The organism is bacterium (assembly GCA_037143175.1).
GTDB lineage: Bacteria > Verrucomicrobiota > Kiritimatiellia > CAIKKV01 > CAITUY01 > JAABPW01.
This window is the reverse complement of sequence record JBAWZF010000035.1, coordinates 1-24,627: the sequence shown is the minus strand read 5'-3', so window position 1 is coordinate 24,627 and position 24,627 is coordinate 1. Positions and strand designations below refer to the sequence as shown.

The 24,627-nt window shown below is 50.4% G+C and carries 21 protein-coding genes; 10 read left to right on the top strand and 11 right to left on the bottom strand.

Annotated elements, in window-relative coordinates; all coding sequences use genetic code 11:
• Positions 1 to 36 precede the first annotated feature (36 nt).
• Both WCI03_10800 and WCI03_10795 read right to left on the bottom strand, forming a co-directional pair.
• Positions 37 to 1,470, bottom strand: coding sequence for a glycine--tRNA ligase (locus tag WCI03_10800; protein MEI8140342.1), 1,434 nt, complete (start codon positions 1,468 to 1,470; stop codon positions 37 to 39).
• Positions 1,471 to 1,517: 47 nt separating this feature from the next.
• Complete coding sequence (locus tag WCI03_10795; protein ID MEI8140341.1) at positions 1,518 to 3,173, bottom strand: polysaccharide deacetylase family protein; 1,656 nt, start codon at positions 3,171 to 3,173, stop codon at positions 1,518 to 1,520.
• Positions 3,174 to 3,330: 157 nt separating this feature from the next.
• Between WCI03_10795 and WCI03_10790 the strand changes: the two genes are divergently transcribed.
• Positions 3,331 to 3,963 carry a site-2 protease family protein gene (locus tag WCI03_10790; protein MEI8140340.1) on the top strand — a complete coding sequence of 211 codons (633 nt, stop codon included), beginning with the start codon at positions 3,331 to 3,333 and terminating at the stop codon, positions 3,961 to 3,963.
• A 6-nt stretch (positions 3,964 to 3,969) separates the two neighbouring features.
• Here the strand turns inward: WCI03_10790 and WCI03_10785 are convergent, their stop codons facing one another.
• Positions 3,970 to 4,476, bottom strand: a complete 507-nt coding sequence (locus tag WCI03_10785; GenBank protein ID MEI8140339.1) for a host attachment protein — start codon at positions 4,474 to 4,476, stop codon at positions 3,970 to 3,972.
• Between the two features lie 273 nt (positions 4,477 to 4,749).
• On the opposite strand from WCI03_10785, the gene WCI03_10780 reads away from it, so the two are divergent.
• Positions 4,750 to 4,965 carry a hypothetical protein gene (locus WCI03_10780; GenBank protein MEI8140338.1) on the top strand — a complete coding sequence of 72 codons (216 nt, stop codon included), beginning with the start codon at positions 4,750 to 4,752 and terminating at the stop codon, positions 4,963 to 4,965.
• A 28-nt stretch (positions 4,966 to 4,993) separates the two neighbouring features.
• On the opposite strand, the gene WCI03_10775 is transcribed toward WCI03_10780, so the two are convergent.
• From WCI03_10775 to WCI03_10755, 5 genes are read right to left on the bottom strand one after another with little or no spacing between them, the layout of a single operon-like run.
• Complete coding sequence (locus WCI03_10775) at positions 4,994 to 5,377, bottom strand: hypothetical protein (protein MEI8140337.1); 384 nt, start codon at positions 5,375 to 5,377, stop codon at positions 4,994 to 4,996.
• A complete protein-coding gene (locus WCI03_10770; protein ID MEI8140336.1) occupies positions 5,374 to 6,660 on the bottom strand; it encodes a hypothetical protein in 1,287 nt (428 codons plus the stop codon). The genes WCI03_10775 and WCI03_10770 overlap by 4 nt, the downstream gene beginning before the upstream one ends.
• 22 nt (positions 6,661 to 6,682) lie before the next feature.
• Positions 6,683 to 7,168, bottom strand: a complete 486-nt coding sequence (locus tag WCI03_10765; GenBank protein ID MEI8140335.1) for a type II secretion system protein — start codon at positions 7,166 to 7,168, stop codon at positions 6,683 to 6,685.
• 20 nt (positions 7,169 to 7,188) lie between these two features.
• Positions 7,189 to 7,617 (bottom strand): hypothetical protein, encoded by a 429-nt coding sequence (locus WCI03_10760; protein ID MEI8140334.1) that lies wholly within the window; start codon positions 7,615 to 7,617, stop codon positions 7,189 to 7,191.
• A complete protein-coding gene (locus WCI03_10755; GenBank protein ID MEI8140333.1) occupies positions 7,614 to 8,075 on the bottom strand; it encodes a hypothetical protein in 462 nt (153 codons plus the stop codon). The genes WCI03_10760 and WCI03_10755 overlap by 4 nt, the downstream gene beginning before the upstream one ends.
• 196 nt (positions 8,076 to 8,271) lie before the next feature.
• Here WCI03_10755 and WCI03_10750 point away from each other — a divergent pair, with 196 nt between their 5' ends.
• Positions 8,272 to 9,510 carry an SUMF1/EgtB/PvdO family nonheme iron enzyme gene (locus WCI03_10750; protein ID MEI8140332.1) on the top strand — a complete coding sequence of 413 codons (1,239 nt, stop codon included), beginning with the start codon at positions 8,272 to 8,274 and terminating at the stop codon, positions 9,508 to 9,510.
• A gap of 2 nt (positions 9,511 to 9,512) precedes the next feature.
• Here WCI03_10750 and WCI03_10745 read toward each other — a convergent pair whose 3' ends face one another.
• The 3 genes from WCI03_10745 to WCI03_10735 are packed head-to-tail and all read right to left on the bottom strand — an operon-like array spanning position 9,513 to position 12,806.
• The gene (locus WCI03_10745) at positions 9,513 to 11,753 is read right to left on the bottom strand and encodes a hypothetical protein (GenBank protein MEI8140331.1); all 2,241 of its coding nucleotides are present in this window, start codon (positions 11,751 to 11,753) and stop codon (positions 9,513 to 9,515) included.
• 33 nt (positions 11,754 to 11,786) lie between these two features.
• Positions 11,787 to 12,356 (bottom strand): prepilin-type N-terminal cleavage/methylation domain-containing protein, encoded by a 570-nt coding sequence (locus WCI03_10740; GenBank protein MEI8140330.1) that lies wholly within the window; start codon positions 12,354 to 12,356, stop codon positions 11,787 to 11,789.
• An 18-nt stretch (positions 12,357 to 12,374) separates the two neighbouring features.
• Positions 12,375 to 12,806 carry a type II secretion system protein gene (locus WCI03_10735; GenBank protein MEI8140329.1) on the bottom strand — a complete coding sequence of 144 codons (432 nt, stop codon included), beginning with the start codon at positions 12,804 to 12,806 and terminating at the stop codon, positions 12,375 to 12,377.
• A gap of 483 nt (positions 12,807 to 13,289) precedes the next feature.
• Here WCI03_10735 and pilM point away from each other — a divergent pair, with 483 nt between their 5' ends.
• The 7 genes from pilM to WCI03_10700 all read left to right on the top strand — a co-directional run.
• Positions 13,290 to 14,174 carry a pilus assembly protein PilM gene (pilM, locus tag WCI03_10730; GenBank protein ID MEI8140328.1) on the top strand — a complete coding sequence of 295 codons (885 nt, stop codon included), beginning with the start codon at positions 13,290 to 13,292 and terminating at the stop codon, positions 14,172 to 14,174.
• Between the two features lie 3 nt (positions 14,175 to 14,177).
• Complete coding sequence (locus tag WCI03_10725) at positions 14,178 to 14,783, top strand: hypothetical protein (GenBank protein MEI8140327.1); 606 nt, start codon at positions 14,178 to 14,180, stop codon at positions 14,781 to 14,783.
• Positions 14,784 to 14,836: 53 nt separating this feature from the next.
• Positions 14,837 to 15,394, top strand: coding sequence for a hypothetical protein (locus tag WCI03_10720; GenBank protein MEI8140326.1), 558 nt, complete (start codon positions 14,837 to 14,839; stop codon positions 15,392 to 15,394).
• Positions 15,391 to 15,879 (top strand): hypothetical protein, encoded by a 489-nt coding sequence (locus WCI03_10715; protein MEI8140325.1) that lies wholly within the window; start codon positions 15,391 to 15,393, stop codon positions 15,877 to 15,879. Before WCI03_10720 ends, WCI03_10715 begins: the two co-directional genes overlap by 4 nt.
• A gap of 22 nt (positions 15,880 to 15,901) precedes the next feature.
• On the top strand, positions 15,902 to 16,558 hold the full coding sequence (locus WCI03_10710) for a hypothetical protein (protein ID MEI8140324.1): 657 nt from the start codon (positions 15,902 to 15,904) through the stop codon (positions 16,556 to 16,558).
• Between the two features lie 71 nt (positions 16,559 to 16,629).
• Positions 16,630 to 22,656, top strand: coding sequence for a LamG-like jellyroll fold domain-containing protein (locus WCI03_10705; GenBank protein MEI8140323.1), 6,027 nt, complete (start codon positions 16,630 to 16,632; stop codon positions 22,654 to 22,656).
• Between the two features lie 15 nt (positions 22,657 to 22,671).
• Positions 22,672 to 24,627, top strand: a 1,956-nt coding sequence (locus tag WCI03_10700; protein MEI8140322.1) for a secretin N-terminal domain-containing protein, incomplete at its 3' end; no start/stop codon positions are given.

Below are 24,627 nucleotides of genomic sequence, written 5' to 3'. Positions count from 1 at the left end.
TTACTGCAAACTGCCTACTGCCTGCTGCTGACTTACTCACATCCCCATCCTGGCAAAGATCTCGGCCTCAAGTTTATCCACGGGAATGCGGACTTGTTTCATCGAGTCGCGCTCACGCAGGGTGACGGTGTTATCAGTGAGCGTATCGAAGTCGACTGTGACACAGAACGGGGTGCCGATTTCATCCTGACGACGATAACGGCGGCCGATGGCGCCTGTCTGATCATAGAAGCAGGCCCAGTGGCGACGCAGCCCGGTAAAGATGCCGCGAGCCTTCTCGACCAGTTCTGGTTTGTTCTTGAGCAGAGGGAAAACGGCAACCTTGATGGGGGCCACGCGCGGGGCGAAGCGGAGCACGGTGCGGGCCTCATAGCCCTCAGGTGGTTGCTTGCCGGGTTCAGCCTCGATCACGGGGCCTTCCTTGGGGATCCATTCCTCATGGTAGGCGTTGCAGAGCAGAGCCAGACAGATACGGTCCACGCCGGCGGAGGGCTCGATGACATGGGGAATGAACTTTTCATTGGTGTCCTGATCGAAATACTCCATGGACTTACCGCTGAATTCCTGATGACGGCTCAGGTCGAAGTTGCCGCGGGCGGCGATACCTTCGAGTTCCTGCACGCCAAAGGGGAAGGCATACATGATGTCAACGCAGGCGCTGGCATAGTGCGCCAGTTCGCCTTTAGGATAGACATACTGTGTGATGCTTTCCTTGGGCAGGCCGATGGTTTGGTACCACTTGATACGCTCAGCAACCCAGTACTCGTGCCATTGTTGGTCGGAGCCCGGCTTGACGAAAAATTCGAGTTCCATCTGTTCGAATTCCCGCGAGCGGAAGGTGTAATTGCGCGGGTTGATTTCGTTGCGGAAGGCTTTGCCGATCTGGGCGATGCCGAAGGGTACCTTTTGCCGGGAGGTGGCCATGACATTGCCAAATTGAGCAAAAATACCCTGAGCCGTCTCCGGACGCAGGTAAGCCACAGAGGACTCATCCTGAAGCGGACCAACGAAGGTTTTGAACATCAAGTTGAAGGCGCGGGGCTCGGTAAATTCTTTAGAGCCACAGGCGGGGCACTTTGTTCCCTCAGGGACCTTGAATTTTTCCTCGACCTTTTCGCAGGCATTCGGCGTGAGACCGAGTTCTTCGAACAATTGGTCGGCGCGGAATCGTTTTTTACAGCCCCGGCAGTCTATCATCGGGTCTGTAAAGCCGCCCACATGGCCGGAGGCTTCCCAGATACGGGGGTGCATGATGATGGAGCAATCAAGGCCCACCACATCCTCGCGAGTACCGACCATGTCCTGCCACCAGGCTTCGCGGACGTTACGCTTCAGTTCGCAGCCCAGCGGTCCGTAATCCCAGAAGCCGTTCAGGCCGCCATAAATTTCTGAACTCTGAAAGATGAATCCGCGCCGCTTGCAAAGAGAGGCGAGATGTTCCATGGATAGAATAGATTGTTCCGTGCTCATGGGGCCGTATCCTGTATGAGGGGAAGGGGAGGGTCAAGAAGGAAAAACTAATAGATCGCACCTTTGACCCGATAGAACAAGGGGTTGATGGGGCCGGGTAATGCATTGGTGAAAACAGGCAGGAACAACTTGTTTGTGGCCTGATTCCAGACTTGCTCTACCAGGTTGCTTGACCATTCTACGGTGTATTCATGGGCGTTGTCGGACCATTGAATGCCATTGGGTTCGGAGTCACTCGTTTGCAACATAATATCGGAAGCTCCCAGTTGAAATAGAGTAATTTGTTCATTTGTGAATGCCGCCACGCCATTTGTGAGTAGGAAGTGAAATTGCCTGAATTCTCCAGGGGCGATATGTTTAACATTTTGCTTTGCGTTTGCATTGACCAGATTGCCTGTTTGGGACAAAGCGACGTCATAGTTCGTGAAAATGACCTTTCCCGTACTTTTCGTAAAAGACGTTTGCCAATTATAGACAGCATTCGTCGTATTGTTAGACACCAGTAAAGAGCATGCGGCATAATCGACGTACTGTGAAGAGATTGTGATGCTAACTGCCCCGCCTGCGAGCGGGACAAGTCCGTAATAAGCATTGGTATATCCGGGGGAGGCAGGGAGGCACGGGCCACAGACCGTAAACGTTTGGGCGTTATGGTAACTGCAGGCCGTTATTGAGTTTGAAGGATAGTACGTTTTCGTGTGAGTCAGAAAAAGGGTGTTGGTTGTGGCTTCGCTGGTAGAGACTGGTGCAGTCATAAAGTTGACCAGGTCGCGACAGGTAATGAACCAGGTGTTGGTATGATCCAGAGCCCACACAATGAAGGTGTTTAGAGTATCAACGCGCTCAGAAGATTTCGTTGGATTAGAAAGCCATTGATTGGTGGTGGTGGCATGTAGGAAAAGCCCGAAGGGTGCGCGATTCCCATTATAATGCTGTGCAAAATTGGTTTTCCAAAGCGCATCAACTTCCGCGGCGGAATAGGCGGATGGCGGATCCATTACCACGGGGAGTCCGTTACTGGGGAAATGATCCCATATTGGAATCTCGAAAAGGGAGGGATAACTGTTAGTCGGCATACGTTCAGGGCTCGCTTTTTGCTGGATCCCGTTATGAAGCGTGTAGGGCCAAATCATGGCGTCAGGTGATTTACTGTTCGAGGCCAAATTTTCTGCAAATGATGAATCATATAGAAACCCCCGACTTGCGAGGACTGAGAAGGCGTCGTCATTCATTAACAGGAACGGGGCGCGAAAGCCGACAATGGCCTCTACGGGGATTTGCGCTAACTCGGATAGGACACGCCGGTCACCGGCAATCTCCTGATGCCAGCGGGTCAGATCGGAATTAGTAGTGGTCGAATGCGACATGGTATGGACGGCGATTTCATGTCCATCGGCATAGAGATGTTGAAGTGAGGCTCCATCAAAATTACTGTCGAGAGAAACAAAAAATGTAGCCTTAATGGGGTTGCCATTAGGGTTATAATGGTTTGTCAGCACCCGCTGAACCAACGCAAGCATGTTGGTGGTGACCGAGTCGTCAAACGTCAATAAGACGATTTGAGGGGTGTTGGCGGGGGCCAACCCGCCCGGGGGCACGATTAAGGGCTCTACGACTGCGAAGGCATTCGCAAGCGTGCCAACCCATAACAGGCAGACCGTAAAGGCTGCCCTTAAGTAGGCGGACCGTGACCAAAAATTCATGCATTAATTATGCCATATTTTGGGATGTGGACAAGATTGATCTGATGGTGTGCTCATGCCTTCCTCTCCCTTGTGGGAGAGGATTGAGGTGAGGGGTATTGAACCGCATGGGGTTCAATTTTACATTCTGCGGTGTTAGTGTATAGTGCTGCGCATTATGGATATTGAAACAACTTTATTTTTAGTGGTGTCGTTGGTGTTTTCGATCATTTTGCATGAGGTGGCGCACGGGTATGCCGCTTACAAGCTGGGTGATCCCACGGCGGCATATTCCAATCGGTTGACGCTTAATCCAATTGCCCACATTGATTTGTTCGGCTCAATCCTGCTGCCACTCATTCTGGTGTTAACCCACAGTCCGGTTCTGTTGGGTTGGGCTAAACCGGTGCCGATCAATCCTTATAATTTCAGGAATTATAAGCGGGGGGTCATGATTACCGCGGCGGCCGGTCCATTGACCAATTTTTCACTCGCCTTGATCGGGGGTTTGCTGTTTCACGGGGTGGCCATGATTGGGACGCCTTGGGCGATGGTGGTATGCAAATTTCTACTCTTCTTTTGTTTGACGAACGTAACACTGGCGGTTTTCAACTTGATCCCCATCCCCCCGCTGGATGGGTCGCGTGTACTTTACGGTCTTTTGCCGGGGAGATGGGCTGAAGAATATTTGAGTATCGAACGATACGGAATTTTCATTCTGTTCGGTCTGCTCTGGCTGGGCGCATTGGACGGAATTCTCTATCCCGTATCTCGTTTCATCATGAGCCTCTTGCTCGGCGGCTCACTATAGTCGCTGCTATTTCCTTACCCGTTGAGACGGTTTTTTCACGCCTGGCAGAAGTTCCCGTCGGGCGAGAAGTGTTTGGATTTTGGCCGTGGGTTCGCCGGTTAATTCAAGGTCACACTCGCGGATTGAGAGTCCCTTGACTTTAATTCCAGCCACTGCGTCCCGGATCACTCCCAGTGTTTTCCCTTCGGCGACCAATACAAGTGTATGGGCGCTGGCCTTGCGGGCTTGTTTGAGTGTCTCTTTAACAATAATACCGGAGAACTTCCGGAGTTCATCCTGAGCATGTTTGCCTCGGTGATCATCAAAAGCATAAGACCCGCCCGATCCTGTTTTATTTCGTCCACTGGCAGGGGTACCCCGTTGCATTTTTGTCTCAATTAATTTCTCAGGATTGATTATTGCCTGTTCTTCGACCAGTTTGGGGCTGGACTCGATTTCAGGGGTAAGGGAATCTTTTAAAGTGAAAATTCGGGCACTTTGCGTATCAGCAACTACCACAATATATTTGCTCATGGCTGCATCCTCCTGAGGGGGTGTCTGGCAAGCCGTTCGTCCGTTCTAGCTCTTTGCTAGACTTCACGGCGAAACAGGTCGCTTGTCACGCTCACTGCCTCTACGTGTTATTAAACCATGTTAACACTCATATTGCAACACAACGGAATACATAATGGCGCATCAAGCAGGCCAGCTTTTCAATGGTTTTGATTTTGCTCTTTGAATACCTGACTCGCGCTTGCCTTTCTGGTAGTTCCGTAGTTATTATCACGCCTTTACGGGAGGACTGTCATGATTGTTCCTGTTTTATGCCTGGTGTGCTTTTTCTTTCTCTGTTGGATTCTCGTCTTGAAGATAGAGGTGGAGCATTTGAAAAAAGAACTCGATAGGGTTCAATTGATTCTGAAAAAAAAGATGGGTTATCTGCATCAAGAGGTCAAGGTTGAGGCGGGGCGTTCTTTGAAAGGACGGGAGGCGGAAAAAGGCAGCCTTCTCAGAGTGCCGTAATTTTAAGCTCAGGTAGGGATGTTCGAGTTTATAGGATCAAAAGCCCCTGATTCTCGATGGCTTTGATCTGCTCCTCGGAAAGTACATCTGGGGCACCCGGGCACTCCTTGGCATGTTCCCTCAGATCCTTGACTGTCGCGCGAACGGCTTCATCGTGCATCATGAACGTCCGCTGTGGTGGAGTGGGTGTGGGTGGTTCCTCTGGTGCGGGGAGGTCTTCCTTAGGTGACTCAACAGCCAAAGGGGGTGAGGGGGGCTGTGCAGGTTGCCCGCTGAACAAGCGGTGCAGGCCTGTCAGCATCAGCCAAGTACAGACCATGGCGAGTGCCACCCATATCCAATCCCGACGGGCAAACCCCTCCCCGGGATTGTCCGGAGGAGTTTGCTTCTTAGACACAATAACCGTACTCATGGTGAATCTCTCCAGCCGCCCCAGTAGTATTTATCGCCAACTACAGGATAGTGGGGCGGGGGATTGGTTGCAAATCGTGTGTCAAAAACATAGTTTTTCGCGTACCCGTTAACCACGGTTGTGCCGGATAGCTGGCCGACCGCTCCTCGATAGTTTTGAACCAATCCCCCATAAATGTTCAATTTTCCAGACGCAGGGCGGGTAGTATAGTTTTCCACTGTGAATATGCCGTCGTTAGTTGAAGATGTCAAACCGCCTTCGGCAATGAGATGGGCGTAAATGTCGAGATTACTTGGGCAGTTGGTTTTTACAATGATGTCTTTCCGTGAGATTAAGCCTAAGGCATCATTTGAGGGAGCATTGGTGGGATTGATCGTGTATCTGAGGTGGTTGGTGATGTTAATGTTGCCTTCAGCCACAAGGGTCATTCGTCCGTCCAGGGTGCCCGCGATGGTGAGATCTCCTGTTGAGGTTCCCGATGAGACCACATACATCACGCCATCCGTCATGATTGAAGGATTTACTACGCTGTAATTGTAATTGGTCCAATTGCGTTTTGAATTTGTGATATAGAAATTGGTGCCAGACATTCCTACCCTTGTCGCTCCGGTGAGAACCAGACTTGCCTGGAGCCTCAGGCAGTCCTGGGTAGAGACGGTATTGGTGAAGTTTATGGCTGACATCGTTTGAGCCTGAACCCCCAGTTGAAACCCGTTGCTGAAGACGGCGCTCGCGGGCCCCGAACCCCATGTGGGACTGGCCGAGGTAAGTAGTTGCTCGAAGATTGGCGCGCCACCGGATGAGATGTAAATAGGTGAATTACAGTGCACCTTTCCCTTGAAACGATCTCCAGTAGTGAAGTTAATCGTCCCGGACTGGTTGTACCACATAGCGAATTCGGCCCAACTTCTAGAATGGACATAGTCCATGGTCACAACCCGCCGAACCCCGCGGACGACCCCGGTTGAACAGAGAGTATAGTTCATAATCGATGAGCCGCTCATGAGCGTGATTCTTGCAGTGTAAGTTCCTTCCCCGATCGAGCCGGAAATGGTGGCTGGTATTGGGTTGCCAGCCATAATGTAGGCGAGACTGAGTTGACAGCCTCCATCGGCAACATAAAGGGCTTCCTCAAGGGCTTCCTTGTTTGCCGCAATTTTCATCCAACTGATGCTCTGATTCATTAAGCCGAACACCAGAAGAGCGGCGCAGGCGGTAAATATCATGACTGTCACCAGGATATATCCGCCGCGGTCTCTATTGTCAGGTGTGCTCGATGTCATGTTGTGTTCTGCTGTATACAGTTTATTGAGTTAAGGGTGCGCGAATTTTCACGAACGTCCTGACCGTGTTGGTCTCGGAATATCGGCCGTCAGACTTCCTTACGGTGAGTGCGATATTGACGCTATTCACGGTGGCAGTCACGCTGGAGGTGATAATGTTCGTGCCGATGACCCGGCTTCCTGCCGCGTTGGAGAAAGTGACAATGGTTTTACCGGGGTTGTAATTGTACCAAGCCACCTCGTAAATGTTGCTGCTTCGAAGCACCCAGTTTGTCGCTGTCCCCCAATTCGTCACCGAAGAGGACGCCCGTAACCCCAATCCCGTTCCGACCCCGTAGATCATCTGGTCAAGACAGTGGGCGGCCTCCTGGGTGGTGTTGATCGACAGAGACGTCCGGTGCCAGGACTGGGCGCAAGAGAGATAAACGCTTAGCAAGGCGACGAGCACGGATCCCGAAATCGCCACAGTGATCATCATTTCAACCATTGTGAATCCCCGCCGTGGCATTTTGTAAGTGTGGGTTTGCATCAGTATTGAAACCCGCTGCAGATGGATGTTGCCAGGGTCACGGCATTTGTTTTCCTGGAACGGGCGGTAATCCAGGAATTGGTCAGAAGTATTTTCTTCGAGTACTGATACTGCCCAGTCACAACAGAATAACTGCAATAATATAAAGAAGTGGAGCCGCCTGCTATGCTCGAGTTGGTCGTCCAGTTTGGGCGATTGGTGAGGTTGAGGTTACTGCTGGAATAGGTGTTGGTGAGCAGTGCTTCCAAATTCATCCGAGCGAAGTGGACGGCCTTCATTCTGTCATCGGCGAGAACTGCAGATTCCCGGGCTTTCACAAAGGAGTTCAAGAATAGGGATATCGTCACCACGATTAAACCCAGAGCCACCAGGACTTCCGTCAGGGTGAACGCATCCTGGGTGCGGAGGCTGGGACACAATGTTCTCAAAGTGACGTATTCTCCTTTTTTGCCCGGGCTCGCACTTCCATCATCATCTCATTGAAGGCGCCTGCCAATTCCTCAAGATGGTCATATTTGCGAAAACTCAGTTCCTGGTTGAGGTTGCCGTCACGAACGGCTTCGAAAACCCGCTGAAGTTTGATATAGGGTCCGGCGATACGATGCGCCGTAATTTTTGCCAGCCCCACAACTGCCGCCGAGAACAGGAGCGTTGCGAACCCCAGCGCCATGGCCATCAGCTGGCGTTGCATCATGTACTCCTCTTGGAAGCGAGTATCGAGTGCATAGAGATCGTGCCAGTGTTGTTCTGCTAGCAGGAAGAGTAGCAGGCTCGCCACCACCGTCAACCCGATGGTGAGCAAAATCCATAACCCCAGATAACGAAAATGGAATTTGTTTGTCAGCTTTACATTAGCAAGACATCTTTTGGAGTGTTCTCTTTTCATGACATTTCCCTTCGACTGATTTCGATATTGGTCCATCATAACTTGACCTATTCATGGAGGCAAGCAATCCATGGTGATTTTTGCGCCAACAATGTGATTGCCGGCCTAAGTCGTGCCCGACTCCGGAGTGTAGGGGGCGGCTTGTGAAACCGGATGGTGTTTGCTATCATTCCAAGTAATGAAAGTGAGGTGCGGTATGCCTATTTACAAGTTGTTCAGTATCTTTATGCGACAGATAGTCCTTATGGGGTTATTCTGTTATTCGGTAAACAGCAGTGAGGCCGGTGCTCCCTCTCAGGGTTTTTTTAGAATTACGGGACAAACCAATAGTGCGATAACGGGATACACGAGCCAGGGTTTGTTGACGTGGACCAATGCAGCCGTCGGCGACTCCTGTGACGTTGAGTGGTTGGGTTCGCTGGGTGTTTCCAACTCTTGGGAAACATTCGTTCATTATTCGGTGACTTCGTCCGTTTCTCAGGTTCAGGTTTTTGTCCCGACTTGGCCCGCACCAACAGGAATGTCCTTTATCGCGACAAGTCGGTTTCAGATGGGGAATTGTATGGATGCGAATGAGGGATGGAGCGATGAGCTTCCTGTTCATGAGGTCTATGTGACCCCTTTCTTTGTTGATCAAGTCGAAGTTACCAAGGCGCTGTGGGATGAGGTTTACGGGTGGGCCACAAATCATGGGTATGGGTTCGACAACATCGGTTTCGGCAAGGGAACTAATTATCCAGTTGAGGTTGTCAATTGGTATGATGTAGTGAAATGGTGTAATGCGCGCAGTGAACGGGAATCGCTGGTTCCAGTTTATTATATGTATGAATTCGTTTTGGATCAATTTGGGGACATTATAGGCACTAACATCGTTGTTTATAGAACAGGCCTATGGAATATTCGTCCTGAACTGGCTTACTGGACCGCGACTGGATATCGCTTGCCGACGGAAGCCGAATGGGAACTGGCGGCCAGGGGGGGTGCCTTGGGACATCGATTCCCTTGGGCCGAAACGGATACCATCACACAGACTAACGCCAATTACAATAGCTTTTGGGAAGAAGGGGTGCCCTACTACCCATACGACGAAAATCCAACTGATGGCTTTGCCGCTCTATTCAACACAGGAGAGGGTACGGAGCCGTTTACCAGCCCAGTGGCTTCATTTGTACCGAATGCCTATGGGTTGTATGACATGGCTGGCAATGTAAGCGAGTGGTGCTGGGATTGGTATGACGAGGTCTTCTATACAAATGTCTATGCTACCATTGCTGATTCAAGAGGGCCTGTCGGCCCGGGTAGCAGTTCCGCGCGGGTATTACGCGGGGGGAATTGGTTTGATGTAGCCTATCAAACGCGATGCTCGTACCGGGAATCGAAAGATCCCGGCGCAAGTACACATCAGTTGGGCTTCCGCTGTGTGAGAAGCCGTTGACCTTACTGCAGGATTGACCAACTGCTCCACGTTCCCGGGACCATATGCCAAGCGGTATCCAGAATGATGCTGCGCTGTGAGCCGACGGGATATGGTAATCCCGGAACAATAACGGTTCCGTTTCGAATCCGTTCGTCCAGTGTGACATCCAGCCGGGTGCGGGATCCTGATGCCGGGCGGTTGAGAGATACCAGATTTCCGGCGGTCATATTTCCGAAAATACTGATATAAGGCTGCCCGCTGCTATTGAGGTTGTTGTCGATGAAATTGTTTTCCGCATACAGCAGTGCATGAATACTGCCTCCGGTTCCGAACTGGGCATCTCCAATGAAGATATTACCTGTATTGGTGGAGGATGACGACCGTTTCAACGCAATCAGGCAGAAGGCATCGGACGGATTATTGACGATAGTGCTGTTAACTTGCTCGGGTGTCAATCCGGCCTTGTAATCAGCATTGTAGTAGAACTCATCGGAAATGGTGATGTTGCCACTGGCGACAATTGTGATGCGGGTTCCGGGAGTCCGGAAACGCATGCTGTAAACTTGTGGATGATGGATCCAGACGTTGCCATCCACATAATAGAGAAGACCATTGGCAGTCGACTTCACGTTGATATACATGGGGGCCGTCTGTGCCGTGCCGTCGATGGAGGCAGATGAGACAGATGAGTTGTATGACGAATCAGCAGGATCCTCGAAGAAATAGTCGTCAACGGGGACCCCGGCGTTGGTGATGGAGGTGTAGGAGCGCCCGTAAATGGTCTTGCCACTGCTTGAAACGCTGCCGCTTTTTGGGGGATTTCGCACGAAAATATGCTCGGGTCTAGTAAGATCGGTGATCGCCTTGGCGGTGCCATAGTCAGCGGCGTTCACAAGGACATCGTTTCCCCACCGCGGGAGCGCATCCGACGGCATGGTTGTGCTTTTACTGACAGAGTAATACATGTGCTGAAGATCAGGTGGATCAATCGCCGGATTATGGCCTGTGGCGGGCAGTTGGCCTGCTGCAGGAGCCGGCATACCTGTCAGTGATTCTTTTGTTTGAGTCCCATAGTCGTAAATGCTATTGCGGTCGTCCACATACTGTTCTCCGACATCATAATGTCCATTTTGGTCCACATACGGCTCTGCGGGGGTATAAACACCGTCGCCGACATCCTCATACGATTCGGCAGGCCAAGTGGTGCAATAGTAGGTTGTTTTGCCCACTTTGTACGAGGTTTTCCAAGTACTGCCACTCCAATAGCCGCCTGCCGGGTCATATTTCCCATTCACTCGTTGACTGTGTGAAGAATCTTCAACCCACTCCTCGCCGGCATCCCAGCGTCCATTGCCGTGATCTACAACGGTATCGATCCCCGCGTTATAAACCCCGTTGCCATTGCGGTCGATGAATGAATCTCCTGTATCCCAAACCCCATTCCCATTGACATCTGTGAAGGGTTCGCCTGGAGTGTATTGTCCATCTCCAATCGTATCGACATAGGCTTCCCCGAAGTCGTATTGGCCGTTATTATAGACCTTGTTGGAGTAGGGGGCCATGGAGTTTTTATAGGTATCAAATGCGGATTGTGTCAACGCATTGGTGAAGGATTGGACGGCATAGGCATTGGTCCACGTGTCGCCGATGGCGAAGATGCCGGTGTTGTTTGTCGAGACGAGAATTTCGGTCAAGCGAAGTAAGGCATCACCCGACCGGGTAAGATTCCAGCCAGAGTATACATCGCCCCTGACAAAATCTGCGTTGGATGAGGTCCCGCCGATGGCCATGGTGTAATTTGACCCCGATGAGTCCCCTGCAAAGAGGGCGTGGGCATAGAGGGCATGAATGGTGCGATTTCCTGCTCCCAATTCTACCTGGGCCTGTACGACTACCTGACAGGAGTTGTATTGCCCTGTGGAGGTCACCATACTCGCTCCATTTGTAACAAAATAGTGGCTTTGGAATCCCCAGTCCGAGGCGGTGAAGTTATTGGTTCTTCCAAAATAGCCACGGGATTCCGTGAGGGAAATATTGCCGTCCGATGCTGCATTAAGCTTTACGAGAGCGGATTGAAGTCCAGCATCGGCAAAAAATGCAGCCTTATCCCTCGCATTTGAGATTTCTGCAATCCTGGTGAATGTAAACTGGGAAGTCAAAATGGCTCCAACCGCGATACCTGCGATGGCCAACATAATCACGGATGTGACTAGTATGGAGCCCTGTTTTCCTGACAATTCGGTATTTGTATTCATTTTCATGACCCTTCCATCAAGTGAGCCGAGATACTTGTATCAATTATTCCTAAGCCTTACGGCGAGTCTGACGCATGATGCGTATTTTTCGTCATCCGAGGCGCGTGCGCCGTTGGCACCCGGTTCTGAGATCCGGTACGCTATGCGTACACAATTTGTTCCGACCATGGTGAAAACGGGCGTTGTGAAACCATGTTCATCCATGATTTCTGTCATTCCTCGTGCAACGATAGTTTCAGACTCATTGGCTCGTTTCAAATACATCCGGCCATCCCGCAACATACCAGGCGCGTTGGTATACACCAGGCGCGCGATCCATGTATTTGTGCCACTGCCGAAGCGGAGATCCAGCCATCGGCCCCTGGCAACGTCATTAGTGGTGATTGCTGAGGCATTTCGTATGTAAGACGTCAGTGTCGCTCCGGAGCGCATGGCTTCATATTGTGACCAGGACATTTTGGAGCACAGGGAGGCGGTGCTGAGACACCAACCGAACAAGGTCATCACGGCAGCCCCTACCATAACCGCAATTGAGGAGGCGATCACTACTTCCGTGAGGGTGAATCCGCTACGGGTTTGCCGATATTTGTTCGACCCCAAAATTTTCATGCTACTCCTGTCGCATTCTTATTGAATGATTGTTGAGAACGTGTCTGTAACGGTCGTGGAATACAAAGGGCTCCAATAGGCTACATCAACGTGTATTTCTCCATAGACGGCGTTGGACGAACCTGTCACGGACCTGTCTGCAGAATGCCAAACCACACGCGGAATTCTGATGATGGGATACCCTTCAATACCGCTATTAGTGTCTGAGAGCAGCATTGTGGATGAGGCCGCCAAATTGGCGCGTCCTGTGGCAATCATTTCTTCAAGCCGTTGTTTGCCGTAATAGCGTGCCTCGGTGGCTGCGCGGCTGTTTTCCCCGTAAGCGTATGTTTTCAGGCCAACTTGAAACAGCCCCGCGCAAAGTAATACCGATAGCGCCAAGGCAATTACTACTTCAATTATTGTCATGCCTCTGCAATCAGAATGCTTCATGTATATTTGTATGCTCATAAGGGATAGCATTTCTCCTTAGCAATTGTATGTATGCCTCATTCAACTTAAAACAGAGGCATAACTCAAGGGAATAAATAGCACAATTCATGCCGAAGAAGTTCCTGAGGGGTCGTTTGGGCTAAACCCATGTAAGTATTCATTAGGTGAGGGTTTTTGCCCACTTAATTACACGAGTTAATGTTAGGTATTCGCAAAACTGAGAGCGGTGCAGATGGAAATTGAGAAATGTCCTGCCATGTGGTCATATCTGGGGCGTTTTAACTATGCTTGCGGAGAAGGTAATGTTCTGCTTTTATTATGTCCATGAAATCGGGGAGTGTAATTGTTTAGGTGATGGATTCATAGAGCATGAGAAGACTAACTGATATCATAAAAGTTTTTCATCGTAACTATCCCGATATCGTGGGGTTGGATATTGGAGTGTCTGGGACTAAAGCCGTAAGATTAAAGAAAATTCATGGGGTTCCGGCAGTCGTTGCCGTGGGTATTCTCCCTGCGATTTCTCTTCAGGATTCGGGCGAATCCTCTGGGTTAAATTTACAAATACCAAAGGCGCTTAGGGCGCCCTATGCAGCGATAGCGGTTTCCAAAGGCGGGGGGATTGTGAAGTTGTTGACCTTTCCCGCTCATACAGGGAAATCAAACGATGATCACGTTCTTGAGTTGATGGGCCTGGGTGAAGATGTCTATCGCTTGGGCTATGAGTGCATTTTCGAAAACCGCAATGAAGTTCGGGTTCTCGCTTCGGCACTTCCAGATACCGTTGCGAGAAAAATCTGTCGATTATTCTCAGTAGGTCTACCAGCGCCTTGTTCTATTGAGATTTCAGGATTGGCGAGCCTCACAGCCTTTGGCCATGCGCGTGGCAATGCAAATGAAGTCGATTGTAGTGTTGTGGTCGATTTTGGCGCAGAGGTTACCCTCGTCGCTTTTTTCAATAAGGGCATCCTTTCGCTTGTCCGAAAATTTGATTTTGGAACAACTCATATCCTTAAGCAGCTCCAGAAAAGTTTGGGGGTCGATCAGGATGTCGCTTTAGGGATTTTAAATGATGGTTCCTTTGATGTTACAAAGGTTGTTCATAATGCCATGGAGCCTTTTTTGCAACAATTGATCATTTCGTGGGATTTTGTGGAACGGCGCGAAAACGCCCATATCAGCAAGTTTTACGTATGTGGTGGTGGCGTGGGAATTCAGCTTTGGGTTCAAGAACTCGAGTTGGCTACTGGGCAGGTGCCGGTCAAATGGGACCCGTTTGCAGGGCTTCCGGTTTACCCCAAGTCGATTCCTGATGAACTCAAGGGGCAGGAGTCTCGTTTTGCATCGGCGGTTGGTGCGGCTCTTGCTATGATGAAAGTTGGCTGAGAGATGCACATCAACTTAATATATAAAGATGAACAGCGTAGTGCCAGTCCGGTCTCCTTATGGCTCATGGTGCGTGTGGCGATTAGTTCGGCACTGTTTCTTATTGTGTTCGGAATAGGCATGTTTATCCTAGGGTATCGCTCGCTTATACATCAGGCGGATACTCTGGATAGCGAATGGAAGTACACGGAGCCAAAATATAAGGCGGCCCTCCAGGTGCGAAATGAACTGTCAGATCGCTCGGATACGCTTAAGGCGTTGTATGGTTGGCGTGACGCCCGTATTGCATGGGGGGGGCAGTTGGAAAATTTAGCACTTATTGTCCCTGAGGTGGTGCAGTTGACTGAACTTCGCGTGAGTCATACCGTGCTGACGGCATCCAACAATATCCCCGCCAGGCTATTTGAGGCCAAGTTTACTGGGAGAACCGCCGCAGCGAGCTCCGAGGTAAATGTAGTTCAATTCCTTGATGGCTTTAAAATGAAGCCGTTCAATCAGTTTGTGGAGTCGGCTGTGCTGCCTTCGGGGGCTTTCCGGCAGGATCCAGTCATAAAAAGCGACCGAATCTTTGAAGTCGTCTGCAAATATTTCCCGAGGCAAATTGAATGAAACTTCCATTGGCAAAAAAGGATCGTCTCATTATTTTCTCCCTGATCGGGGTTGTGGCGATTGTTATTATCTATGTCGCCCTTCAGTGGGGGTTATTTCCTGTGCTGGAATCGAAAAGGAATCTTGAATCCAAATTAGTTGAGCGACAGGAGAAATTGAAAAAGGCGAGGCGCGAACTCGATTATGCGCCAGGAATTCAGCAGGAATATGACGACATCATGGCGCAAATTGAAAAGATTAAAAGGGAAAATGTTTTTCGACCCATTTTGGGATCCTATTTAGTTGGTGTCAGTGAACAAATCGAGTCGGCTGCCCGTGCGACTGGTGTCAGGATTGAGGACATTCATGAAGTTGGTGTGCTTGATCTTCCGCTCAAAGCCAAAAACTCATCTCTCAAAGCATTCAAGTTATTCGCTGTTCAGGTCAGTGCTTATGGTTCCTATCAGGCCTTTACACTTTTTATATCGCAGATGGAAGAGCGAAATCCATTTTTTGGCGTTACTGATTTAACGATCGCAGGACAGTCGGATAAGCCGGAGGAACAACGTTCGGTCGTTCAAATGGAATGGCCTATCGAAAATGTGGCAAATGTGAAAGAAGGTGGCCGATGAGACTGCTATTTCATGTCGCCATGTCCGGAGTGGTACTGGCATTCTTGTTGTCCTTTTCGAGGGCGAACGCCCAGACTCCCGCTATTAAAGGAGGCATGATTGTCCCGTCTGATATGCAGGAAGGAGAATTGGACGTAGCGAAACAGCGCGATCCTTTCCTTCCTGTAGGCTACGTGCCTAAAAAGGTGAAAATAATCAAGAAGCTCGAGTCGGGGAAGTTGTCATCTGCCGTTAGCCCAACTCCTGAGCAGGCGCGAGTTCTTTTGTGGGATGAGGCGAGAAGAAAAGTGGATATCAGGGGAATCAGTTTAATTCATGATAAAAACTCAGGCACCCCAAAGTATCTGGCCATGGTCGCAGGAAAACTGGTCGAGATAGGTGATGCGGTTTCTGCCAAATACGAAGGCCAAATCTACCGTTGGAGAGTTGTTGGGATTAGCGAAGAGGGTGTCTCGTTGCAGAAACTGGACGTAAGAGGCGAGTGAATAGATGTAGGGAGTGACGCATATGAAAAAAATGAAACTATGGATTAGCGCTTTAAGTGTCGCTTTGTTAGCCCTTTTAATCCCGGTGGGTTGTGATGACGGCGGGAGCGGGGATAATGGGGAGTTGGACGCCTATTTTGCAAGCCACCCCTATGTCTCCGATCCGCGCGATGGCGGCGCTTCCGTGGTGACTCTGACTCCCGCAGAAGCCACGTTGAGTACCGTGGGGGCGCGTGCCGTTTTTAAATTTAATGGCGGGACAGGGCCGTTTACCTGGGATGTGTCGGATGGCTCGAAGGGCTCGATTTCAGCCAGTGGCGATCAGGGGGTCTACACGGTTACGTCTGTTGGCGTGAATGATGTTATTGCCTATGACCGTAATGGGAACGCTGCAATCGCCAAGATTTCTGGATCTCCCAGCAACACGACGATTGCCGCATTGTCAGCAAAAGCTTCCCCCGATTCATTGGCTGCGGATGGAAATATCGCGATATTGACTGCGTCAGGAGGGCAGGCCCCTTACACGTGGAAGGAATTGAAGATAACTTTAGGCGTTATTGATCCGCCGGCGCGAGTTGGATCGTCCGTCACTTATACCAGAAGGCAATTTGGGGATAATGCGGTTACGGTCACCGATAGTCTCGGGGCCTCTGTGAGCATTGTCATTAAGCAGCCGTGAAAAATCCTTTTTCCGGTGTGAAACCGTTTGATTGTGGGAATGCGTTATGTGATTGGGACGAGGACAGTATCATGATGAAATATTACATGCTGCGACGCTGGCTAGCCTGCGGGTTGGTCTTATTGCTAGGGCTGGCATGGGGGCGTTCTGCCTCTGCACAAGGCATCTCTGGGACCATCCACAATGTGTCGGTGTGGAAAAATTTGATGCCGCCTTCTGGATTGGGACCGCCGCCTGGCGATGGTTCGGGCTCGGGTAAAATTTTGGTCAGTGTGAACTCGCTAGATGCATCGCTAGATAGTCAGTCCTTTGTTGGAGGAGTATTGCCGCTCGGTCCCGGTCCCTATTCCTTTAACTTCCCTGGCCCCTTTTCGGAAGGGTCTTATGTGGTCGTTGCCTGGGTGGATGGTAATAGCAACGGCGTGTATGATGTTGGGGAACCTAAAGGGTCCGTTGGTGTGGCCATTAAAGCCTCGGGTGGCTCAGTGGGGGGGAAGCTTATTACCATTTCTGACGACTCTGACAATGATGAGTTACCTGATTGGTGGGAGGCCCACTGGTTTAAGGACGAAGTGGATCCGCTTGGCTTTTCAGGAGCAGCAGATCCGGATGGTGATGGCCTTTCCAACCTTGAGGAATATCGTTTTTCTGTGCTGGGAACAAATGGCGTTTTTAAGTTGGCATTGCTTAATCCCGCGAAGTGGGACACAGATGACGATGGTATGGATGATGGCTGGGAATGCCGTTATTACGATCCGATTAGATTTACCGGGATGAATGCTACAGAGGCTAATAAAACCAATGATTTTGATGGGGATGGGTTGTCAGATTGGCAAGAGTATTGCGGTATCGATGGCTTCTCGAGGATGGTGTTTGATCGGTTCGTTGGCTATGTGGAAAAAGGGAAGCTGAACCCGCAGGCGCTTGTCTCGGATGACCTCAATCCCATTGATGTCGACTCAGATTTCGATATGCTGCTCGATAGTTTTGAAGCGGCCTGGTATGATCCGGTCAACCGAATAGATCCCCGTGTTGGGGCTATGTCCGAAATCCCTACCGTAGGCTCTGGGGTTGATATGTCGATTGCCAGGGAGGACTCTGATCAGGATGGACTGAGTAACTACCGCGAGCAATGTCTTCTCTCCCAACTTCACCAATCTACAACGAATGGTTGGATGTGGAACTGGCGTGGGCGCGTTCCTTTTATCTTCAGCACGTATGGATTTCAGGGAAAAACCTACCGGATTTGCACCATGCAATCGTGCGGAGGGCAGGCGTTAAGTTTGAATTTGGTTATGGATGGGACCATTCCCGATCCGACTAACCGGTTTATGTTGAGAAATCCTGATCCAACTCAGGACGAATGGACCGACCCCACGGAAGGAACGGGATATATATACGTCGATGAGGATATCCCGCCTGGACACGATACCGACAATGATGGACTTCCTGATGGCTGGGAAGTTCAGTTTGGCCTCAATCCGCGGGATGACGGGTTCGGAGGCGGCTGGGATCATGGTCCGTTTGGTGACATGGACAATGATGGGGTAATGAATATAGACGAATTTTTCGGGCAGGACGGGAATCGCTCTGCCACGTTCCCTTATATTAACGGGACCGGTGATGAGACCAATCCCAATAGATATAACTGGCGGCCGGATTCGACCTATCAGTGGCGCTGGATCAATACCAACGTTACCGCGACTACGGATGCCTCGGAGCGGGAAATGGGTTTGCCAGAAGGAGGAACGGGTGTCAGTCGGCTGGAAACCCTCGGCAGTGCTTCGCCGACGACCAGTTTGGGAGGAACAAATTATGATAATGGGACTGATACAGATGATGATGGGATTTCCGATGCGGTAGAAATCAGTCCGACAAATTCCGTTTTGCCGTCAAGTCCGGTAGACTCCTGTGATCCTTTTATTCCGCGCTCTGCATTGATCATCAGTTCAAGTGGGATTGCCATTCCCGACCCCGAGCCTGAACCGGTAGGATCTTCAGCCGGATGGCGCCCTGACTTGCAGCGCCGAGATTGGACTCTGGAATGTCAGGTCAAGCTTCTCGGAACCAATCTGACAGGGAATCTTTTTAATTTCCAGACGGTCAGAGGTCCGAAAGTGTGTACGGTCTATCGACTCTCCCTGTCGAACAATGCTCCCATGCTGGTGTCAGATAATTCCTCGTATACGCCGGTTATAGTTTCTGCAAATCCATTGCCAACGAATAGATGGGTCCATTTAGCGGCGACATGGGATCATAAGAACAACAGTTTAAGCCTTTATGTTGACGGGGTTTTGTCGATGTCACCCCTTCAATTGACGGAATCGTTCTCGGTCTATATGCAGCCTGCGTCCAACCACTTGATGTTGGCCGAATCACCCGATGGGTCGTTTATCAACAAACTGCTGCTTGATGAAGTGAGGATTTGGGGACTGGCCCGGACGCCCAAGCAGATTGCCGAGTATGCTCACAAATTAGTCCCCTCAGTGAATGGGGATGATGTTTGGATTCACGGCACGGAATTCGACACCATTCTCGTGCATGGCGGTGGGATTTTCAACCGCGAACCGGGCGTTCCGTTGACGAATGTCTATGAGAAATCAGGCAGTTACTGGTTGGATGATGGGGATGGGCAATACGACGCCCCCAGAGACACCCTTCTTCTGAAGGGGTCGAACGTGATGTCAGGAATGACTGGCGCCAAAGTGGATAAGGTGTATTGGAATGACAAAGACAATAGCGGAGATTTTACCCGGAATTGTCTGTTGGCCTATTATCGGTTTGATGATGGAGGAAGCACCGCTGAGGATTTTGCCCGCCGAGCAAAGAATGGTCTGTTGGGAGCTACTGCCGAAGAATTCCGTTTTGGCGATAGAGGATATGCGTTACCTACGAATTCATTTCTGTTTGTAACTAATGACGCCGCGAAAGTCTACGGCGTGGATCAGCGTGGGGCTGATGATTCGGATTTTGATGGGTTACCTGATGCATGGGAAATCATTCATGGGATGGATCCGTGGGATGACGGGACTCGTGGTGAATCTTTGCCGGGGACTAAAGATGGTGCGAATGGTGCCAAGGGGGATCCGGATGGCGATGGCTTGATCAATATTTATGAGTACTGGTCGGGTACCAATCCCCATGCAGAAGATTCTGATGGGAATGGGATATTGGATTCCCAAGAGGACCGCGATGGTGATGGAGTGGTGAATATCACGGAGCAATTACTAGGCTGTCGGCCCGATCTGGTGGATACTGATGACGATGGGCTTGCAGATAGTGAAGAGCAGAGTTCGGGGACTAGCCCCATCAATGCGGTGGATCCTGCCACAAATTCACAAGCTATCGTCTTCGGGGGGGGGGGCGGAAATTATTTAGAGGTCCCGTCGGATATTAATCAGCGTCTGCGTGATTGGACGATCGAAGCCTGGGTCAGGCCGTCCAATGCGATGGTTGGGACCGGGGTGATTATGCGACGGGTAGTGGAAAATATGGCGGGCGGAACCCAGGCAGTCAATTTTGCCATGGGCCTCGAAACTAACGGGGTGGGCGGTCTCCGATTATATGCGGGTTATGTATGGCCGGACGGGAAGCAGTATATCGTTCGCGCCGGTGTTGTACCGCCGGCTGTATGGACGCATCTGGCGGCCAGTTATAATCGTTCTAGTTCGACATTGATCCTTTATACCAATGGTGCGGTGGCGGCTAGCGCCAACACCTTCAACCGGGATCCGCCTGTTAGCGGTAGGGGCGGGGATGTGTATGTAAGAATTGGAGAAGGTGTCGTTGGGGCCATAGATGAGGTCCGGCTCTGGAGTAAAGCGAGGACTGGAATCCAGATTCAGTCGAACACCAATCGTGTGATTGCTGCATCAGACACAAATGGCTTGATCAACTATTTCCGGTTTGATGATGGGGAAGCCAGCACCAACAGCAACCATCCCTCTTGGACCGAATTTCATCAGCCTGCTGGTTTTCAAGACTTTACCTATGCTAACGATTGGAATGAGCAATGGCGTCATGCGGCTATCAAGCACGGTAATGTTGGGACAATAAGACCTGGGGCCATTGTCTCGCCACCTTCCCTGCGGGTGATGTTGCAACCTGACGAGGCGATTCTTGGTGGGGCGCAATGGACTTTGGATGGCGGAACCTGGCAGGATAGCGGGGTCAGTCTGCAAGGACTCGATGCTGGGACGCATGTGGTGATGTTCAAGGATGTTGCGGGCTGGACCACGCCGGCGTCATTGTTGATCAGTTTAACCAATGGAAGGGCAATGACCACCAACGGGCTATATGTTCAAAAATCTGCATTGAAAATATCGTTCAATAATGTGCCGATACCGCCTCTGGCGGCCTGGAAAGTCAATGGGGGAGATTGGCTGACAAATGGGGTGACCCTGACAAATCTGGATGCCGGCGCTAATTTCGTTTCATACCAGCCAGTACCTGGATATGTTGAACCGCCCTCCGAGACGGTCACGTTAAGTGCCGGTCAGACACTTTCCTTAACGCGTCCATATACCATCATGACCGCTTCAATTTCGGCGATCATTACGCCTGCAGCTGCGGCTGATGCAGGTGCCCGTTGGCAGATTGCTAATTATACAGGGCTGGTGAGTGGAGCGGTTGCGGGTGGGCTGGCGATGACTACACACCAGGTTCAGTTCGGAAATTTGGATCGTTGGATAGCACCGGCCAGCATCAGCGTCACACCCACTAATCAGGTTACAGTGGTGGTGACGGGGCTGTATTCTCAGGTGACAGGGTTGGCTGTCGATTTATTCCCTGACGAAGCCGTGGCTACAGGTGCTCAATGGCGCATTTCGGGAAGGGACTGGACAAACAATGGGGTGTTTCTTCCTTTGTCTGTTGGTTCTTATATCGTCGAGTTTAAGCCGCTGAGTGCCAGGTGGTTGGCCCCTGGAAGTCGATCAGTAAGTGTGACCAATCAGCAAGTCACAGAACTTTCGGTAAGTTATTTGAAAGCGGATGTTTTCGGAGGGGGCTTTACAACGAATGCCGGTGATTTTTCTTCGCCATGGGCGCTTGATTTGGATGCTCAGCACCGGCTTTATGTGGCGGATACATATAATAATAGGGTTCAGCGATACGATTCCCTACTCCAGCAGTGGACCGTTTATGGGGGGCCAAGAGGGACGGGCACTAACCAATTTGATACTCCGAGCGGGATCGCTGTGGACAAAAACGAAAATGTTTTTGTTGCTGATCAGGGTAATCATCGGATTCAGAAACTAGGCGTGGCTAAAACGAACTGGGTTTCGATTGGTACAAGTCCGCTTGTTGCAGGATCGGCGCTTGGACAGTTCAATGCTCCGTCAGATGTGGCCGTGGATTCTGCGTTGAATCTTTATGTCGCTGATACATGGAATAATCGAGTCCAGAAAATGAGTACCTCTCTCGTATGGTCTGTATTTGTGTCCAATGGAATTACCCCCGGGAAAGTGCAATATCCGCAGGGACTTTTTGTTGATAGTTCAGACAATCTCTATGTGTCTGATGATTTGGATCTGACTAACGGATTGAATCGGGTTCAGAAATTTTCCAAGACAGGGGCGTTTGTGGCGCTTCTCGGCGGACGGGACTCGACTCAGGGTGGACTTCAGAAACCCGGTGGTATGTCGATTGGAAATAACAATCTCTTCATAGCCAGTTCATTTGATAACCGGGTTGCATATTCTGGCATGACCGGGATGACATGGACTACCTTAGTGGAGAGTAATGTGTTGAGCCACCCGGAAGACGTGGAATGGGATCCTCGCGGTTATCTTTATATTGCAGATACGTCACATAATCGCATTCTGATGGTGCAAGTAGACCCGGCCGCAGCCACAAATGGGCTCACCCAACTGATGGCGATGACGTCTACGGGAACCAATACGAGCTTCACGCTGACGTGGTTTGCCCGGCTTAATTGGAATTATGCTGTGCAGTACGCCAATTCTTTGACACCGGGTATGGTATGGGTGAATTTGCCAGGGTATTCTGCTGTAACGGGTTTTGACATGATCACGAATTGTACTGACTCAACGGTGTTGGGAATTACAAATCGGTTTTACCGCATCATTGCGTATTAAGTGAAAGGCTGAATTATGAAGCGATTACTAGCGTCTATATGTCTTGCCGTAGTGTCCTGCGGAATCAGTTTTGCTGCGACATTTGGCCCCCAGGGTGTGGCGTCTACACCTGATTCTGAATTTGTGACGTTGTCCGACATGGCCTCTATGCCGATTGCGGCAACCGCAGGAGATGCCTTGGCCCCGACTGAGTCCGGCAGCACGCCTCAAGAAATCCCGGCGGCAGCTTTTCCCGCTACGCCTGTTATTGTCGAGAGTGTCACTAATGTTGAGGTGAGGGTAGTCACGAACGGCATTGTGGAGGCTGTTAAACCGGAAATTTCAACCGGGGCGGGAACCAATGTAATCGCTGCGTCGGATACCTCAACCGAATTGATGCCGGTATTGTCTTTCATGGGTGCCTCTGAAAAACAGAACCTGATTTCAATCGCTTTGGATGATGTGCCTTTGCAGGACGTGGTTCGTCTGTTTACCCGTATTTCAGGAGCCAATATTATTTCGTCATCAACCAATCTGCAAGGCAAGGTGACGGTGAATCTTCAGGATGTGGAATGGAAGCCGGCGTTAGACTCCATTCTGGATATGTATAGCCTGATGGTGTCCGAGAAAGTGCCCGGGTCAGGCATTTATAGCGTGATAACCAAAGTCCCTGGCGCCGAACCGTTAATCGCCCAGCCCATATTCCTCAACTACGCCCAGGTGTCGAATGTGGTTGCTGTCGTTATTCCCATGGTAGGCAAAGGCGGCACCGTTTCTGCTTTCCCTAATGCCAACGCGCTCATCGTTCGGGCCAATGCGGCGGATTTAAGCTCGATCATGAAAGTGGTTGAAGGAATAGATATCCCCCGCCAGCAAGTGTATATCGAAGCCAAGATTCTGGAACTATCAGATGAAGCCATTAAGGATCTGGGGGTCAATTGGCAGGTTTTGGAAGGGTATGGTATTGGGGTGGGGACCCTCTCCCAGACGATTAATGATGAACGTAGTACTTTCAACGGGAATCGCCAGGGTCTCGGAACCGTTGATTCTAATATGCGATCCAAAAGCTCCGATAGTGGGGCAGGTGTGCCTGGTAGCGGGCAAACCGATGTGCGAACATCAAGCGATGTGATCAAAAGCGGAAGCAGTACTACGATGGGTGATACTACTGCAAAAGGTTTGGACTCCACGGTCAGCACCTCCAGCGGACGCGATACGTCCGACACCATTTCGAAATCCGCCAATTACTCTCGGGAGTCAGAGCACATCAAAGGGCAGCACCTGTCGGATATCCGCACGGCGGTTCTCAGTGCTGATGATTTTCGCGTGGTACTAAGCGCATTGCAGCAGATCAATGGAATCACCATTATTTCAAACCCTAAGATCATCGTGGCTAACGAGGAAACGGCTATGATTCACATTGGGGAGAATCAGCCGAATATCCGAGGCACCGTTACAGCCGGACAGCAGGGACAGGCCAATACCACAACTTATGCGTTGGATACCTTGAAGCCTTATTTCGAATTCGGTGTATCGCTTGAGGTGACTCCGACCATTAATAACCAGAGCAATATTTCGGTGCGAATCCTTCCTACCTTAAGCAGGTACGTCAAAGATTTAGACGCTCCAGATGGAACTAAATATCCGATTGAAGCGACCAAGAAGATCAAGACTGTCTTTAGTTTGGAGAACGGAAAGACGGCGGCGATCGGAGGACTGACTGAAACAAGTGAGCGTGAAAACGTCAAAAAAATACCGCTATTGGGCGATATTCCCCTTCTTGGCAAGTATCTGTTTTCGTATACGCATAAAGAGCATTTGCAAACTGAGACGATTATTTTCGTAACGGTTGGCTTGGCTAATCCAAAGGCGGTTCAGGCCGATGAGGGCTTGCCGGAAGAAACGGCTTTGGCACAAAATCAGATGATTATGATGAAGAAAAAGCGTGATCAGCGGAAGTCCGATGCCGTGAAAACTGCGATTAAGGAAAAA